Raw genomic sequence first — 15569 nt, 5'->3', positions numbered from 1 at the left:
TAATTCGGCGGTTCGGCGCTCTATCGCCGTTAAAAAAGTCTTACTTTTGGCATGGATCGGGCGAAACTCGGGCTCTCGCTTCCCGGATGCGGTTCGTCGTCTTATGGCCGCTTCCGCAACCCGGACCTCGAATCCGATGCTGGCGATCAGGCGCGGCAACGCTTAAATCAGGCCCATGATTCAAGACCCCACCGACCTGCCGCCGATTCCGGCTGAGCCCGCTCCGGAACCCGAGGCGGCTTCTTCCGACCTGCCGCCAGCGACCGCCCCCGAACTGGATACCGACAGCGCCGCCGACGACGAGGAAGATGGCGCGCTGCCGGACGTCGCCGAGGATGATTCCGGCGAGCCGGTGCTGGAAGGCCCGCTGGCGCTCGGCCGCGCCGCGATCGAGCATGCCGTGAAGCACGCCCCGCACTCGCCGGGCGTCTATCGTATGCTGAATGCCGCCAATGACGTGCTCTACGTCGGCAAGGCCAAGAACGTGAAGAAGCGCCTGTCGTCCTACGCCCGGCCGACCGGCCACGTGATGCGGATCGCGCGGATGATCGCGGCGACCGTGATGGTCGAGATCATCTCGACGGCGACCGAGACCGAGGCGCTGCTGCTCGAGGCCAACCTGATCAAGCAGTTGCGGCCGCGCTTCAACGTGCTGCTGCGCGACGACAAGTCGTTCCCCTATATCCTGCTCACCGGCGACCATTGGGCGCCGCAGATCGTCAAGCATCGCGGCGCGCAGTCGCGGCCGGGGCGCTATTTCGGCCCGTTCGCCTCGGTCGGCTCGGTCAACCGCACCATCACCGCGCTGCAGCGTGCGTTCCTCGTGCGCTCGTGCACGGATTCGTTTTTCGAGAGCCGGACGAGGCCGTGCCTGCTGTACCAGATCCGGCGCTGCTCTGGCCCGTGCACCGGCGAGATCGATTTCCCCGGCTATACCGAGCTGGTGAAAGAGGCCAAGGACTTCCTGTCCGGCCGTTCGCGGGCGGTGAAACAGCAGCTCGCCGGCGAGATGGAAAAAGCCTCCAGCGAAATGGAGTTCGAGCGCGCGGCGCTGTACCGCGACCGGCTTGCCGCGCTGTCGGCGATCCAGTCGCAGCAGGGCATCAACCCGCGCACCGTGGAGGAGGCCGACGTGTTCGCCATCCACCAGGATGGCGGCTATTCCTGCGTCGAGGTGTTCTTCTTCCGCACCGGCCAGAACTGGGGCAACCGCGCCTATTTCCCGCGAGCGGAGAAAAGCTTCACGCCGGAGGAGGTGCTGTCCTCGTTCCTGTCGCAATTCTACGACGACAAGCCGCCGCCGAAGATGATCCTGCTGTCGCATGCCATCGAGGATGCCGAGCTGATGGCGTCGGCGCTGTCAATCAAGGCCGGTTTCAAGGTCGAGGTCCTCACTCCGCAGCGCGGCGAGAAGAAGGAACTGGTGGCGCACGCGCTGACCAACGCCCGCGAGGCGCTCGGCCGCAAGCTGGCCGACACCGCGACCCAGGCCCGGCTGCTGCAGGGCATCTGCACCACGCTCGGCCTGCCGGGGGTCCCGAAGCGGATCGAGGTCTACGACAACAGCCACATCCAGGGCACCAATGCGGTCGGCGCGATGATCGTGGCGGGGCCGGACGGATTCCTGAAAAACCAGTACCGCAAGTTCAACATCAAGTCGGAAGGCCTGACGCCGGGCGACGACTACGCGATGATGAAGGAGGTGCTGCAGCGCCGCTTCAAGCGCCTGCTGGCGCCCCCGGCGGAGGGCGACGCGGCCAAGCCCAAGGTCCAGGACGACGACGTGCCGCAATGGCCGGATCTCGTCATCATCGACGGCGGCCGCGGCCAGCTCAACGCGGTGAAGGAAATCTTCGACGCGCTGGAGCTCAAGCAGGTGACGCTGATGTCGGTCGCCAAGGGGCCGGAGCGCGACGCCGGCCAGGAGACGCTGTTCATGCCGGACCGCCCGGCGATCAAGCTGCAGCCGCGCGATCCCGTGCTGTATTTCATCCAGCGGCTGCGCGACGAGGCGCATCGATTCGTGATCGGTTCGCACCGCACGCTGCGCAAGAAGGATATCCGCGAGGCCGGCCTGCAGGAAATTCCCGGCATCGGCCCGACCCGCAAACGGGCGCTGCTGCACCATTTTGGAACCCTGAAAGCCATCGAGCGCGCCTCGGTCGGCGACCTCGGCAAGGTTCCCGGTATCTCGACGGAGAACGCGCGAAAAATTTTCGATTTTTTCCATGCCCAGCCCGCGCCGCGATGAAGGGGTTGTCATGTCGCTGCCGCATGGCGGGAATGGTTTGATGGTAATCTGGCAGCCGGTGAGCTACGGCGGTTGACCAACGCGTCCGGGGAGTATTGGTAGAAGCCATGACAGTGACAACCAGACGGGCCGCGAACTCCGCGACGAACCTGCCGAACATGCTGACCTATGCCCGGATCGCCGCGATCCCGGTGGTGGTCGGCTGCGTCTATGCGCAGTCGATCATGGACGGCCCGCTGTGGCTGCGCTGGGTCGCGCTGGCGGTGTTCATCGCGGCTGCGGTCACCGATTTTCTCGACGGCTATTATGCCCGGATCTGGAACCAGCATTCGGCCTTCGGCCGCATGCTCGATCCGATCGCCGACAAGCTGCTGGTGGCGTCCTGCCTCTTGATGCTGGCGGCCGACGGCATCATCCACGGCTGGACGCTGTGGGCCGCCATCGTCATCCTGTGCCGCGAGATCCTGGTCTCGGGCCTGCGCGAATATCTCGCCGCCCTGCGCGTCAGCGTGCCCGTGACGAAGCTGGCGAAGTGGAAGACCACGGCGCAGCTGGTTGCGATCGGCTTCCTCTTGGCCGGCGAGGCCGGCGACCAGGTGATCCCCTTCACCACCCAGCTCGGACTGCTGCTGCTCTGGCTGTCGGCGCTGTTCACGATCTACACGGGCTACGACTATTTCCGCGCCGGCATTCATCACCTCATCGCGGAGGATGTATGAAGCTGTTGTATTTCGCCTGGGTGCGCGAGCGCATCGGAAAGACTGAGGAAGTGATTGAGCCCCCGGCCGCGGTGACGACGGTCGGTGAGCTGATCGGCTGGCTCGCCACGCGCGGCGAGGAATACGCCCACGCCTTCGAGACGCCAAAGGTGATCCGCGCCGCCATCGATCATACCCATGTGCGACCCGACACGGCGATCGCGGGCGCGCGCGAGATTGCGTTCTTTCCGCCGATGACCGGCGGCTGATCCTGTCATGACCAGCCCGGTCACCATCCGCATCCAGACCGCCGATTTCGACCTCGCACGCGAGATCGCGGCCCTAACCGCCAGCCGCATCGACATCGGCGCGGTCGTCACCTTTTCCGGCATTTGCCGCGGCCAAGAAAATTCAGCGGGCGGCGACGCCACCGAGGCGCTGACGCTGGAGCACTATCCCGGCATGGCCGAGGCCGAGATCACGCGCCACGCCGAACAGGCCATGACGCGCTGGCCGCTGACCGGCATCACCATCGTGCACCGCGTAGGCCGCATCGTGCCCGGCGAAAACATCATGGTGGTGCTGACGGCCTCCGCGCACCGTCAGGCCGCGTTCCAGGCCGCCGAATTCCTGATGGACTATCTGAAGGCCCACGCGCCGTTCTGGAAGCGTGAGGAAACCGCCGATGGCGCCGGCTGGGTCGCCGCCAAGGCCGACGACGATGAAGCCGCCGCGCGCTGGGACGAGAAGTAATGGCCAAGAAAACGGTTAAAAAGGCACCCGCGAAAGCGGCGGTGCAAAAGCGCAAGCCCGTGGTCGCCAGGCCGATGAAGGTGGGCGCCGGCGAACTCGTCACGCTGCTGGACTACGTCCGCTATGCCACCAGCCGCTTCATCGAGGCCAAGCTGGCTTTCGCCCACGGCACCACCGATCCCGTCGCTGAGGCCGCCTTCATCGTCTGCGAGCTGCTGCATCTGCATCCCGACCAGTTCGAGACCTTTGCCATCGCCCGCGTCACCGCTGCCGAGGGCCGCAAGATCCTCGCGGTGATCGATGCCCGCGTCGCCACGCGCAAGCCGGCGGCCTATCTCGTCAACAAGATCTACATGCGCGGCCTGCCGTTCTATGTCGACGAGCGCGTGATCGTGCCGCGCTCCTTCATCGGTGAATTGCTGGAATCGCATTTCACCGGTGAGGACGGCTCGCTGATCGACGATCCGCTCGCGGTGGAATCCGTGCTGGAGCTCTGCACCGGCTCCGGCTGCCTGCCAATTTTGGCGGCGCGTGCGTTCCCCAATGCGCGGATCGACGCGGTGGATCTGTCGGGCGACGCGCTCGCGGTCGCCGCGCGAAACGTCGCCGATTACGGGCTCGAGGACCGCATCACTCTGTACAAGGGCGACCTGTTCGCGCCGATCGGCGATACCCGCTACGATCTGATCATCACCAACCCGCCCTATGTCGACGCCCAGGGCATGGCGGATCTCCCGGAAGAGTGCCGGCACGAGCCGGCGATGGCGTTTGACGGCGGCGATGATGGCATCGATCTGGTGCGGCGCATCGTCGAAGAGGCCGGCGATCACCTCAATCCCGGCGGCGGCCTCCTGTGCGAAGTCGGCCGCTGCCAGCCGGCGCTGGAACAGGCCTATCCCGATGCGGGCTTCCTGTGGCTCGACAGCGAAGATTCCGAAGGCGAAGTATTCTGGCTGCCGGCGGCCGAGTAGGCGCCTCTTTCTTCCTTCTCCCTTGTGGGAGAAGGTGGCACGGACGAAGTCCGTGACGGATGAGGGGTTACTAGGCTCGGCGCGCGCGGCACCCCTCACCCGGCCGCGCTGACGCGCGTCCACCCTCTCCCACAAGGGGAGAGGGAAGTAAGAGCGATCGACGGGTTTCTTAACCGGGCTCGCCATCCTACAAGCTCCCATGTTGATGACCCACCCCACCTCCGCCTTCAGCCGCGCCGCCTGTCTCGCCGAACTGCGCGCGATGCTGGCGCTCGGCTGGCCGCTGGTGCTCACCAACATCGCGCAGATCGCGCTCACCACCACTGACGTGATCGTGCTCGGCCGCGTCAGCGCCGAGGCGCTGGCGGCGGGGGCGCTTGGCGTCAATCTCTATCTCGCTATCCTGATCTTCGCGATCGGCCTGATTACCGCGACTTCGCCGATGATGGCGGAGGCGATCGGCCGCCGGCTGCATGTCGTGCGCGAGATCCGGCGCACCTTTCGCCAGGGGCTGTGGTCCGCCGTGATGATCACGGTGCCGGCGTGGATCGTGCTGTGGCACACCGAGGCGATCATGCTGGCGTTCGGGCAGGAAGCGCAGGCCGCCGCGGACGCGCAGACCTTCATGCACATGCTGCAATGGGGCTTCCTGCCGACGCTTGGCTTCATCGCGCTGCGCTCCTTCGTAGCGGCGCTGCAGCAGCCGAAATGGGCGCTGGTGGTCACCGGCATCACGATCCTGTTCAACATTGCAGCCAATTGGGTGCTGGTGTTCGGCCATCTCGGCCTGCCGGAAATGGGGCTGCGCGGCTCCGGCCTCGCCACCACGCTGTCGAACCTGTTCCTGTTTGTCAGTTTCGCGCTGGTGGCGATCTATCACCGCAAATTCCGGCGCTATCATCTGTTCGGCCGCTGGTGGCGCGCCGACTGGCCGCGCTTTGCGAAGCTGTGGCGGCTCGGCGTGCCGATCGGCGCCACGATGGCGTTCGAGATCACCGTGTTCAACGCCGCGGTGTTCCTGATGGGCCAGTTCGGGACCGCGGCGCTGGCCGCGCATACCATCGTCATCCAGATCGCCTCGGTGTCCTTCATGGTGCCGATGGGCCTCAGCCAGGCCGCCACCGTGCGCGTCGGCCAGGCCTATGGCGCCGGCGACCGCGACGCCATCACCCGCGCCGGCTGGACCGCGTTCGCGCTCGGCGTCGGCTTCATGGCTTTGATGAGCGCGCTGATGCTGTTGGCGCCGTTGGCGTTGATCGGCGCTTTCATCGATGTCGGCGACGCTGCCAATGCGGCGGTGGTTGAACTGGCGATCTCGTTCCTGTTCTTTGCGGCAGTGTTCCAGATCGCCGACGGCGCACAGGGCGTCGCCGCCGGCATGCTGCGCGGGCTGCAGGACACGCGGATGCCGATGATCTTTGCGCTGGTCGGCTATTGGGGATTCGGCATGCCGCTCAGCCTGCTGCTCGCCTTCACGCTCGGCTTCGGCGGGCGGGGCATCTGGATCGGCCTGGCCGCCGGATTGCTGGCGGTGGCGATCGTGATGGTCTGGCGCTGGACGATGCGCGAGCGGTTGGGATTGGTGAGAGTGTAGTTGCGTGCTCTTTCTTCCTTCTCCCCTTGTGGGAGAAGGTGTCTTCGCGAAGCGAAGACGGATGAGGGGTAGCGAGAGGCTCGGCGCTTGTGGCTACCCCTCACCCGGCCGCGCTATCGCGCGTCCACCCTCTCCCACCTAGCGAAGCTCCGCTTCGCGCGGGGGAGAGGGAAGTAAGCAAGGTCTCGTTCAGATCACCTTGCGGATCCAGTTGTGCGGATCCGGCGCGCGGCCGTACTGGATGTCGACGAGCTGCTTGCGCAGGCCCATCGCGACGGGGCCGGCCTCGCCGCCATTGATGCTGAAATCGCCATTCGCCGAGCGCACCTGGCCGATCGGCGAGATCACCGCCGCGGTGCCGCAGGCAAACGCTTCCTTCAGGCGTCCGCTGGCGGCGTCTTCGCGCCACTGCGCCAGCGTGTAGAGCTCTTCACGCACGGTCTTGCCGGCATCGCGCGCCAGCGCGATGATCGAATCCCTGGTGATGCCGGGCAGGATGGTGCCGAGCGGCGGCGTCGACAGTGAACCGTCCTCGAACACGAAGAAGATGTTCATGCCGCCGAGCTCCTCGATGTAGCGGCGCTCGACCGCGTCGAGGAACACCACCTGGTCGCAGCCTTTGTCCATCGCTTCGGCCTGGGCGCGCAGCGAGGCTGCGTAGTTGCCGCCGCATTTCACGGCGCCGGTGCCGCCGACCGCGGCGCGGGTGTAGTTTTCCGACACCCAGATCGACACCGGGGCAGGGCCGCCCTTGAAGTATGAGCCGACCGGCGAGGCGATCACGCCAAAGATATATTCGGCGGAGGGCTTCACGCCGAGGAAGATCTCGGTCGCGATCATGAACGGGCGCAGATACAGGCTGCCCTCGCCGCCGGGAATCCAGTCGCGGTCGAGCCGAACCAGTTGCTCGACGGCTTCGATGAAGATCGGTTCGGGCAGTGGGGCCATCGCCATGCGGTCGGCCGAATTGCGGAAGCGCTTCGCATTGGCGTCGGGGCGGAACAGGTTCACGCCGCCGTCTTCGCGCTTGTAGGCCTTCAGGCCCTCGAAGATTTCCTGCGCGTAATGCAGCACGGCGGTGGCCGGATCGAGCGGGAAACTGGCGCGGGTTCCGATCCGCGCACCGTGCCAGCCCTCGGTCGGGTTGTAGCGGACGATCGCCATGTGATCGGTGAAGACGCGGCCGAAGCCGGGGTTTTCCAGCTTCGTCGTGCGCTCGGTCTCGATGACCGGATTCTCGGAGGGCTGCACATCGAACGTCAGCCAGGCTGCGCCATCGATTTTGTCGAACGAAATTCCCATGGACCTTGCTCCTGGCGTACGGCGCCGCGACTGGCGCCGCCGGTGGTTCTACGTCAACTTCGCGGCCCGTCACAACGGCTGGACGGCATGGTATTGCGGAGGCCCGAAATTCAGTAATGTTTGGCCGGTTGCCGGGGCAATCGCCGGTGGAGAACAGACAGACATACGACGTGTTCATCGTGTCGGACTGGTGTAGCCCTCCCGCAGCGAAAGTTCTATTGTTTCGTCGCGGTGGTCCGTTTTGTAAGATTGAAACCAAGATGTGTCAATATGGCTGACATAAATTTCACGAACGAGCCGTCACGATCGCTTGAGGCGGAGCCGTCGCGTGCCGCGGTCGCAGCGGACCCGCAGCCCAGCTGGGACATCATCGAACTTTTGTTCTTCGCCTATCGAGACTTTGTCGGCGATCCCGACCATGTGTTGGGCCAGTTCGGCTTCGGCCGGGCGCATCACCGCGTCGTGCATTTTGTACATCGCTATCCCGGCCTCAAGGTCGCGGACCTGCTGGAGGTGCTGCGGATCACCAAGCAGTCGCTGGGCCGGGTTCTCAAGCAATTGCTCGACGAAGGGTATATCGTGCAGAAGTCCGGCGCGGCGGATCGCCGCCAGCGCCTGCTTTTCGCCACGGCAAAGGGCGAGGCTCTGGTAGCGGAACTGGCGGGGCTGCAGACCGACCGGATCAATCGGGCGCTGCGGGGGATGGCCCCGAACGAGGTCGATGCGATCGGCCGGTTTCTCTCCGGGATGATCGATCGCGACGATCCTGACAAGGTGCTGCAGGCCATTCTGGGTCATGACAAGGCTGGCGCTGCCAGTGGGAAAATACGAGAATGATCCTTGCCGCCGCTGCCAAGCGAGTGCCTGTCGAGCCGTCCGACGATGCGCCGCATCTGCTGCTGGTCGATGACGACCGCCGGATTCGCGACCTGCTGTCGCGCTTCCTCGCCGGCGAGGGCTACCGGGTCACGACGGCGGCCAGTGCCAAGGACGCCCGCGCCAAGCTGCTCGGGCTGAATTTCGACATGCTGATCCTCGATGTGATGATGCCGGGCGAGACCGGCTTCGAGCTGGCGCGTTTCATCCGCACCAGTTCGGTGGTGCCGATCATCATGCTGACCGCGCGCGACGAGGCCGAGAGCCGCATCGAGGGCCTGCAGATCGGCGCCGACGACTACGTCGCCAAGCCGTTCGAGCCGCGCGAGCTGGTGCTGCGGATCGGCAACATCCTCAAGCGCCTCGCGCCGGTCGTGGTCGAGCGCACCGAGTCGCTGCAGTTCGGTCCTTACGTCTATCACCTGCAGCGCGGCGAATTGCGCCAGGGCGACGAGATCATCCACTTGACCGACCGCGAGCGCGACATGCTGCGCGTGCTGGCGGCGTCGCCGGGCGAGACCGTGCCGCGCGGCGAGCTGACCGGCGGCGACGGCACCGTCAACGAACGCGCCGTCGATGTGCAGATCAACCGCCTGCGCCGCAAGATCGAGACCGATCCGGCCAATCCCTTGTTCCTGCAGGCCGTGCGCGGCATCGGTTATCGTCTCGTGGCCTCGCCATGAGGTTTGTGTTTTTTCACAATTGCCGCCGTCTCGGCCGCCTTTCTTCACCTCTCCCATGCGGGGAGAGGTCGGCTCGAAAGCGCGTAGTGCTTTCGAGCCGGGTGAGGGGGTGTTCGCGGCTCACCAGACAGCCCCCCTCACCCGACATCGCGCTGCGCACGACGTCGACCTCTCCCCGCTGGGGAGAGGTGAGGTCGGCGCAGGTGGCAGGCTTATGAGCACGCTCGACAGCGGCCTGACGATGATCCGCACCGCCGCAGGAAGGGTGTCGGCGGCCAACAACTGGATGGGGCGGCGCTTCAACAATTTCATGCCGAAGGGTCTCTACGCCCGCACCCTGCTGATCATGATCGTGCCGATGGTGCTGCTGCAGTCGGTGGTCGCCTTCGTGTTCATGGAGCGGCACTGGAACACGGTGACGCGGCGCCTGTCGCAGGCGGTGGTGCAGGACATCGCGGCGCTGATCGACGTCTACAAGATCTACCCGCAGGACAAGGACCGCACCCAGATCAAGACGATCGCGCAGCAGCGCCTCAATCTGGTGGTGGACTTCCTGCCGATCGGCGACATGCCGCCGCCCGGTCCAAAACCGTTCTTCTCGCTGCTCGACCAGGCGCTGTCGGCGCAGATCGGCCGGCAGATCATCAAGCCGTTCTGGATCGATACTGTCGGCCGCTCCAACCTGGTCGAGATCCGCATCCAGCTCGACGATGCGGTGATGCGGATCTTCGCGCAGCGCAGCGCGGCCTATGCGTCGAATTCCGAGATCTTCCTGTTCTGGATGCTCGGCACCTCGTCGATCCTGCTGCTGGTCGCGATCCTGTTCCTGCGCAACCAGATCCGCCCGATCCTTCGGCTGGCAGACGCCGCCGAAAGTTTCGGCAAGGGCCGCGACGCGCCGAATTTCCGGCCGCGCGGGGCGCGCGAAGTGCGTCGCGCCGCGAACGCCTTCATCGAGATGAAGGTCCGCATCGAACGCTCGATCGAGCAGCGCACCGCGATGCTGGCCGGCGTCAGCCACGATTTGCGCACCATCCTGACCCGCTTCAAGCTGGAACTGGCGCTGCTCGAGGACAGCCCGGAAGTCGAGGACATGCGAAAGGATGTCAACGAAATGGCCGGCATGCTCGAGGCCTATCTCGCCTTTGCGCGCGGCGATTCCGGCGAGCAGGCGCAGCCGACCGACATGGCGGCGGCACTGGAAGAACTGCGCTCGGATGCCGAGCGCAACGGCCACAAGGCCACCGTCACCTTCCACGGCCTGCCGATCGTCACGGTGAAGCCGGCCTCGTTCAAGCGCTGCCTCGGCAATCTGGTCTCGAATGCCGCGCGGCATGCGAACGACATCGCCATCACCGGCCACCGCGACCATCGCTATCTGACGGTGACGGTGGATGACGACGGCCCCGGCATCCCGCCCGACATGCGCGAAGAGGTGTTCAAGCCGTTCCTGCGGCTCGACGACGCCCGCAACCAGGACGAGGGCGGCACCGGTCTGGGATTGGCGATCGCCCGCGATATCGCGCGTTCGCACGGCGGGGATATCAGCCTGGGAGAGAGCCCGATGGGCGGGCTGCGCGCGACGGTAAGGGTGCCGGTGTAGCTACTCTGTAGCCCGGATGCAGCGAAGCGCAATCCGGGAACGGCGTCTCAATCAATTTGCGGGCCCCGGATTGCGCTTCGCTGCATCCGGGCTACGCATGGCGCATATTATTACTTCGCCAGTTCCTTCGAGCGCTTGGTCGCTGCCGCAATCGCTTTCGTCAGCAGCGGCTCGAAACCCTCCGCGCCCATCAGCACGTCGAGCGCCGCGGCCGTCGTGCCGCCGGGCGACGTCACGTTCTTGCGCAAGGTTGCGGAGTCTAGTTCCGAGCGATGCAGCAGCTCGCCCGATCCCGACACGGTCTCGCGCGCCAGCTTGGTCGCCAGCTCCACCGGCAGCCCGGCCGCGACGCCGGCGCGCGCCATTTCCTCGGCCAGCAAAAATACATAGGCCGGGCCGGAGCCCGACAGCGCGGTCACGGCATCCATCAGGCTCTCGTCGAGGGTCCACTCCACCGAGCCGGTCGCACGCAGCAGCGCGTCGGCCGTGTCGCGTTGCTGGGCGCTGACGTCACCAGCGGCTACCGCCACCGTGATGCCGCGGCCGATCGCGGCCGGCGTATTCGGCATCGCACGAACGACATGGCCGCCGCACACTTCGGAGATTGCGGCAATCGTTGCGCCCGCCATGATCGAAACCACCAGCGCGGAGCCGGCCAGTTCGCGCAATGCCGGGCCGGCCTCGCGAAACATCTGCGGCTTCACCGCGATCACCAGCGTTTCGACACGGCCGATCGTATTGGCTTCGGGATTGATGCGGACGCCGGTCATGCTCAACGCCTTGATCGTGTCAGGCGCGAACGGATCGATCACTACGACGCGCTTTGGATCGAGGCCGCGGGCCAGCCAGCCGGTCAGCATGGCGCCGCCCATCTTGCCGGCGCCGGCGAGCACGATTGTGCCGCGGAGATCGGCAAGTGGCAGGGGATTGGTCGAGTAGGTCATGGCATGGTCCCGGAAGGCGAAAGGTGCCGGACCGTATCACTGTGGCGCCGCGTGTGCAGCCGGTGGCGGCCTAGACCAGGCTCTTTTTCAGGAAGTAGCGCGGGCCGCCGCGCGGATAATCGGGCAGGGTGCCGACGACCTCGTAGCCTTGCTTCTTGTAGAATTCCGGCGCCTGAAACCAGTAGGTGTCGAGCCACAGCCCGATGCAGCCGCGCGTCCGCGCGATGTCCTCGGCCTGCGCCAGCACTTTCGAGCCGAGGTCCTGGCCGCGGCATGATGCGGGGATCACGAACAGTTCGACGAAGCACCAGTTGTACGCCGTCTTGCCCCACAGCCCGCCGGCCGGTTCGCCGGTGACGGGATCGTTGACCAGGATCGCCAGCGGCTGGAAGCCGGACGGGCCGACCTTGCTGTCGTTATATTCGACCAGCGCCTTCCAGACGACGTCGCGATGCGTATCGTCCGGCGCGTCCGGAATGAATATGTCGGGATGCGCGGACACGCGACTACGCTTCGCCCATCGTATCGAACATCGCGGCCGACATCGCTTCGGCGGCGGTCTTGCCGGCCCACACCACGAACTGGAACGCCGGATAGTAGCGCTCGCAGGAATGGATCGCAGACACCAGCATGGTCTCGCACTGCGCGGTAGAGGCGGTGAGGCCGTCCGGCAGGATCAAGGCCTGGCGATACATCACCATGCCGGTGTGGGTCCAGATATCGAAATGGCCGACCCACATCTGCTCGTTGATCGCAGCGATCAGGCGCTGCACTTCGGCGCGGCGCGCGGTCGGAATCTTCATGTCGAAGGCGCAGGCCAGATGCAGCGCCTCGATCTCGTTCATCCAGGTGAATGAGAGTTGATAGTCGGTCCAGTCGCCCTTCGAGACGATGGTGACTTCGTCTTCGCCGGAGCGCTCGAACGCCCAGTTGTGATCGGCAGCGATGTCCTCGACAACACCAAGCGGGTTGATCCGTGAATCGATAGTGCCTTCGAGAAGTGACATGCCGTCGCGACCTTGCTGTGTATGTGATGAACCGCATGCAACCGGCCGGTACGCGAAAAATTAAGAGAGCCGCTGCACGCTGCAGGTCCGGGTCGATGTGGTAGCGAGATCCAGACTTGCGAGTTTGAAGTGATGTGATTTGCGGAATCGGCGCAACGCCGTCACGAATCCATCCACAGACAAACACCCCTTCATCCACAGCTGATCGCGAAGTGATGAGAACAAACCGGAATCGGATTCCCGGCATGCGAGTCCGGCGTGTGGCGCTCGCGTGCCGCGAGTCGGAATTCGGCGTTAACCATTGATTCGGCACGGCGCTTTTCGGGACTCGCAAGAGTCTCGTCATGGCGCTCGTGCAGCCTGTGGATGGTTTGGACAGCAGGGCTGTCGGGTTGCTTCTTGCCGCGTCCGTGCCGTTTCGCCATAGTCGGCGCCCGAGCCTTAGAAAGTATCGTCATGACCGACCAGTCGTCCGAACCCGCCGGGCATCCGCGCTTCGCCAAGCCGCAGCGCATCGCCTTCGTGCAATCGGCATGGCACCGCGACATTGTCGGGTCGTGCCGCACGGCGTTCATGACCGAGATCGAGGCGCGTCACATCGCGCCATCGCAGGTCGATGTGTTCGAGGTGCCGGGCTCGTTCGAGATTCCACTGCATGTGCAGGTCCTCGCCAAGACCCGGCGCTACACCGCGATCGTGGCGGCGGGTCTGGTCGTCGACAGCGGCGTGCGCGGCTTCGTCGCCGACACCGTGATCCGCGCCTTGATGGATGTGCAGCTGCGCACCGAGGTGCCGGTGTTCTCGGCGGTGGTGACGCCCACCGATTTCGACGAGACGGAAGGATGCCTCGATTTCCTCAGCAAGAACTTCGCGACCAAGGGCGTCGAAGTCGCCGAAGCCTGCGCCAACACGCTGCTCAGCCTCGAGCGGCTGCGCGGCCAGGTCGCCGCGGGGATTGTGTAAGGCGCTTCTTGTAGCCCGGATGAAGCGAAGCGCAATCCGGGGCCGGTCCGTCAGTTTAGATGCTTTCCCCAGATTGCGCTTCGCTTCATCCGGGCTACGCCTAATTCAGTCGAACAGGCTCGACACCGACTCTTCCGACGCGGTGCGGCCGATCGCTTCGGCGATCAGCGACGCGATCGACAGCACGCGGATGTTCGGCGAGTTCTTCACGGCATCCGTCGGCTGGATAGAGTCCGTGATCACCAGTTCCTTGAGCTTCGAATTGGTGATGCGCGCTGCCGCGCCGCCACTCAGCACGCCGTGGGTGATGTAGGCGTAGACTTCGGTGGCGCCGTTGGCGAGCAGCGCATCGGCCGCGTTGACCAGCGTGCCGCCGGAATCGACGATGTCGTCGACCAGGATGCAGGTATAGCCGGCGACGTCGCCGATCACGTTCATCACTTCGGACTCGCCGGCGCGTTCACGGCGCTTGTCGACGATCGCCAGGGGCGTGTTGATGCGCTTGGCGAGGCCGCGCGCGCGCGCTACGCCTCCGACGTCGGGCGAGATCACCATCACTTTGGAAAGGTCGAACCTTTCCTTGATGTCACGCACCATCACCGGCGAGGCAAACAGGTTGTCGGTGGGGATGTCGAAGAAGCCCTGGATCTGTCCGGCATGCAGGTCGAGCGTCATGACGCGGTCCACGCCGGCATTGGTGATCAGGTTCGCGACCAGCTTGGCGGAAATCGGCGAGCGCGAGCCGACCTTGCGATCCTGCCGGGCGTAGCCGAAATACGGAATCACTGCGGTGATGCGACGGGCCGAGGCGCGGCGCAGCGCGTCGGTGGCGATCAGCAGCTCCATCAGGTGGTCGTTGACCGGATAGGAGGTCGACTGGATGATGAAGACGTCGGAGCCGCGGACGTTTTCCTGGATCTCGATGAAGACTTCCATGTCGGCGAAACGCCGGACGCTGGCCTTGGTCAGCGACAGTTGCAGCCAGGAGGCGATCTCCTGCGCCAGCTCCGGGTTGGAATTGCCGGCTACCAGCTTGATGGAGCCGTTTTTACCCGACATCGACGCGTCTCCCCGCGGCTTGGTGGATACAACGTTCAGCATATCGGGTTACCTAAGGAACTGATGGTCTCAACATGCGAGGTGTTATCAAGGACGGCAGCTCGCTGGCAACCCGTCGAGAGCGGTTTTCCGATGCAAATTCAAGCATTCGTCGTTAATCGTCGCTAAACCCTAAAGCCATCTGCGTGGCTGCCGGTTCACTACCGGTTGCGTTCGCCATGGCCGGGCCATTGCCGCGTGCCGGTGCCGCGGACGGTTCGGGCGCGATGGGCGTCGTGCCGTTGATGATGCCTCCGAGGCCTGTGAGGCCGGCCTGGGCGATCCGGCGCAAAACGAGGTCGTCGGCAGTGGCCCAGGCGTCGGCACCGCCGCGCCCCGTCGGCTCCTCGCCGGTGAGCCGCAAGGCGCGTTGCTGGTCGCGGTCATAGACGTCCCAGACCCAGGCAATGGAGGTCTTGCCGCCACGGATCTGGGCGGCGAGATAGCTGCGCACCCGGTAGGCGGCGCTGTCCTGCCGCGACACCACGGCGATGTTGCGAAGCCGGGCTTCGCTGTCGAGCAAATTGACGAGGCGGTCGAACACTTGCGGCGGCGGGCCGTCGATCGATTCAAAGGCAACGGTGGCGCCACCTGGGGCCTGCGCGAAGGCGGCGGAAGGGCCGGACGCGGAAGAGGTGTTGGCGACGTTGGCGCAGCCACCGAGACCCAGCGCCGTCACCAGCAGCAGCGCGGCGGACGCAAGCCGCGGCTTTCGATGGGCGGTGAAGGTGGCAAGGCGCATGCAACATCCCGACGTCGGTCCGGGCGTCAAGCTGCCGCGGACAGACGGAGCGATATCGTTAAAATGCGTTAAGGTCTAGGGCAG

At 65.2% G+C, this 15569-nt stretch carries 16 protein-coding genes; 10 read left to right on the top strand and 6 right to left on the bottom strand.

Annotation, left to right across the window (positions count from 1 at the left end; translation table 11 throughout):
• The first annotated feature begins 175 nt into the window (after positions 1 to 175).
• From uvrC to FIU28_RS20750, 6 genes are all read left to right on the top strand, one after another.
• Positions 176 to 2251, top strand: a complete 2076-nt coding sequence (uvrC, locus tag FIU28_RS20775; RefSeq protein ID WP_143575026.1) for an excinuclease ABC subunit UvrC — start codon at positions 176 to 178, stop codon at positions 2249 to 2251.
• A gap of 107 nt (positions 2252 to 2358) precedes the next feature.
• Complete coding sequence (gene pgsA / locus FIU28_RS20770; protein ID WP_143575025.1) at positions 2359 to 2970, top strand: CDP-diacylglycerol--glycerol-3-phosphate 3-phosphatidyltransferase; 612 nt, start codon at positions 2359 to 2361, stop codon at positions 2968 to 2970.
• The gene (moaD, locus tag FIU28_RS20765) at positions 2967 to 3218 is read left to right on the top strand and encodes a molybdopterin converting factor subunit 1 (protein WP_143575024.1); all 252 of its coding nucleotides are present in this window, start codon (positions 2967 to 2969) and stop codon (positions 3216 to 3218) included. The genes pgsA and moaD overlap by 4 nt, the downstream gene beginning before the upstream one ends.
• Before the next feature lie 7 nt (positions 3219 to 3225).
• Positions 3226 to 3702 (top strand): molybdenum cofactor biosynthesis protein MoaE, encoded by a 477-nt coding sequence (locus FIU28_RS20760; protein ID WP_143575023.1) that lies wholly within the window; start codon positions 3226 to 3228, stop codon positions 3700 to 3702.
• Positions 3702 to 4673, top strand: coding sequence for a 50S ribosomal protein L3 N(5)-glutamine methyltransferase (gene prmB, locus FIU28_RS20755; protein ID WP_143575022.1), 972 nt, complete (start codon positions 3702 to 3704; stop codon positions 4671 to 4673). The genes FIU28_RS20760 and prmB overlap by 1 nt, the downstream gene beginning before the upstream one ends.
• A 205-nt stretch (positions 4674 to 4878) precedes the next feature.
• On the top strand, positions 4879 to 6267 hold the full coding sequence (locus FIU28_RS20750) for an MATE family efflux transporter (RefSeq protein ID WP_246661026.1): 1389 nt from the start codon (positions 4879 to 4881) through the stop codon (positions 6265 to 6267).
• Between the two features lie 189 nt (positions 6268 to 6456).
• On the opposite strand, the gene FIU28_RS20745 is transcribed toward FIU28_RS20750, so the two are convergent.
• On the bottom strand, positions 6457 to 7569 hold the full coding sequence (locus FIU28_RS20745; protein ID WP_143575021.1) for a branched-chain amino acid aminotransferase: 1113 nt from the start codon (positions 7567 to 7569) through the stop codon (positions 6457 to 6459).
• Positions 7570 to 7839: 270 nt separating this feature from the next.
• On the opposite strand from FIU28_RS20745, the gene FIU28_RS20740 reads away from it, so the two are divergent.
• The 3 genes from FIU28_RS20740 to FIU28_RS20730 all read left to right on the top strand — a co-directional run bounded on the left by FIU28_RS20740 (position 7840) and on the right by FIU28_RS20730 (position 10731).
• Positions 7840 to 8406, top strand: a complete 567-nt coding sequence (locus FIU28_RS20740) for a MarR family winged helix-turn-helix transcriptional regulator (protein WP_143576318.1) — start codon at positions 7840 to 7842, stop codon at positions 8404 to 8406.
• The gene (locus FIU28_RS20735; RefSeq protein WP_143575020.1) at positions 8403 to 9128 is read left to right on the top strand and encodes a response regulator; all 726 of its coding nucleotides are present in this window, start codon (positions 8403 to 8405) and stop codon (positions 9126 to 9128) included. Before FIU28_RS20740 ends, FIU28_RS20735 begins: the two co-directional genes overlap by 4 nt.
• 214 nt (positions 9129 to 9342) lie before the next feature.
• The gene (locus FIU28_RS20730) at positions 9343 to 10731 is read left to right on the top strand and encodes an ATP-binding protein (RefSeq protein ID WP_143575019.1); all 1389 of its coding nucleotides are present in this window, start codon (positions 9343 to 9345) and stop codon (positions 10729 to 10731) included.
• A 110-nt stretch (positions 10732 to 10841) separates the two neighbouring features.
• On the opposite strand, the gene proC is transcribed toward FIU28_RS20730, so the two are convergent.
• From proC to FIU28_RS20715, 3 genes are all read right to left on the bottom strand, one after another.
• Positions 10842 to 11675, bottom strand: a complete 834-nt coding sequence (proC, locus tag FIU28_RS20725; RefSeq protein WP_143575018.1) for a pyrroline-5-carboxylate reductase — start codon at positions 11673 to 11675, stop codon at positions 10842 to 10844.
• 70 nt (positions 11676 to 11745) lie between these two features.
• Positions 11746 to 12177, bottom strand: coding sequence for a GNAT family N-acetyltransferase (locus FIU28_RS20720; protein ID WP_246660755.1), 432 nt, complete (start codon positions 12175 to 12177; stop codon positions 11746 to 11748).
• Positions 12178 to 12181: 4 nt separating this feature from the next.
• Positions 12182 to 12682: a YbjN domain-containing protein gene (locus FIU28_RS20715; protein ID WP_143575017.1), complete on the bottom strand. Its 501-nt coding sequence runs from the start codon at positions 12680 to 12682 to the stop codon at positions 12182 to 12184.
• Positions 12683 to 13138: 456 nt separating this feature from the next.
• On the opposite strand from FIU28_RS20715, the gene FIU28_RS20710 reads away from it, so the two are divergent.
• Positions 13139 to 13645 carry a 6,7-dimethyl-8-ribityllumazine synthase gene (locus FIU28_RS20710; RefSeq protein WP_143575016.1) on the top strand — a complete coding sequence of 169 codons (507 nt, stop codon included), beginning with the start codon at positions 13139 to 13141 and terminating at the stop codon, positions 13643 to 13645.
• 105 nt (positions 13646 to 13750) lie between these two features.
• Here FIU28_RS20710 and FIU28_RS20705 read toward each other — a convergent pair whose 3' ends face one another.
• Together FIU28_RS20705 and FIU28_RS20700 are read right to left on the bottom strand one after the other, a co-directional pair.
• Complete coding sequence (locus tag FIU28_RS20705) at positions 13751 to 14704, bottom strand: ribose-phosphate pyrophosphokinase (RefSeq protein WP_143575015.1); 954 nt, start codon at positions 14702 to 14704, stop codon at positions 13751 to 13753.
• A gap of 154 nt (positions 14705 to 14858) precedes the next feature.
• Positions 14859 to 15485 (bottom strand): hypothetical protein, encoded by a 627-nt coding sequence (locus FIU28_RS20700; protein ID WP_143575014.1) that lies wholly within the window; start codon positions 15483 to 15485, stop codon positions 14859 to 14861.
• Positions 15486 to 15569: the final 84 nt, after the last annotated feature.

Source organism: Tardiphaga sp. vice154, from assembly GCF_007018645.1.
In the GTDB taxonomy this organism is placed as follows: Bacteria; Pseudomonadota; Alphaproteobacteria; order Rhizobiales; family Xanthobacteraceae; genus Tardiphaga.
The sequence above is the reverse complement of the archived record's forward strand: the minus strand, read 5'-3'. Positions and strand labels throughout refer to the sequence as shown.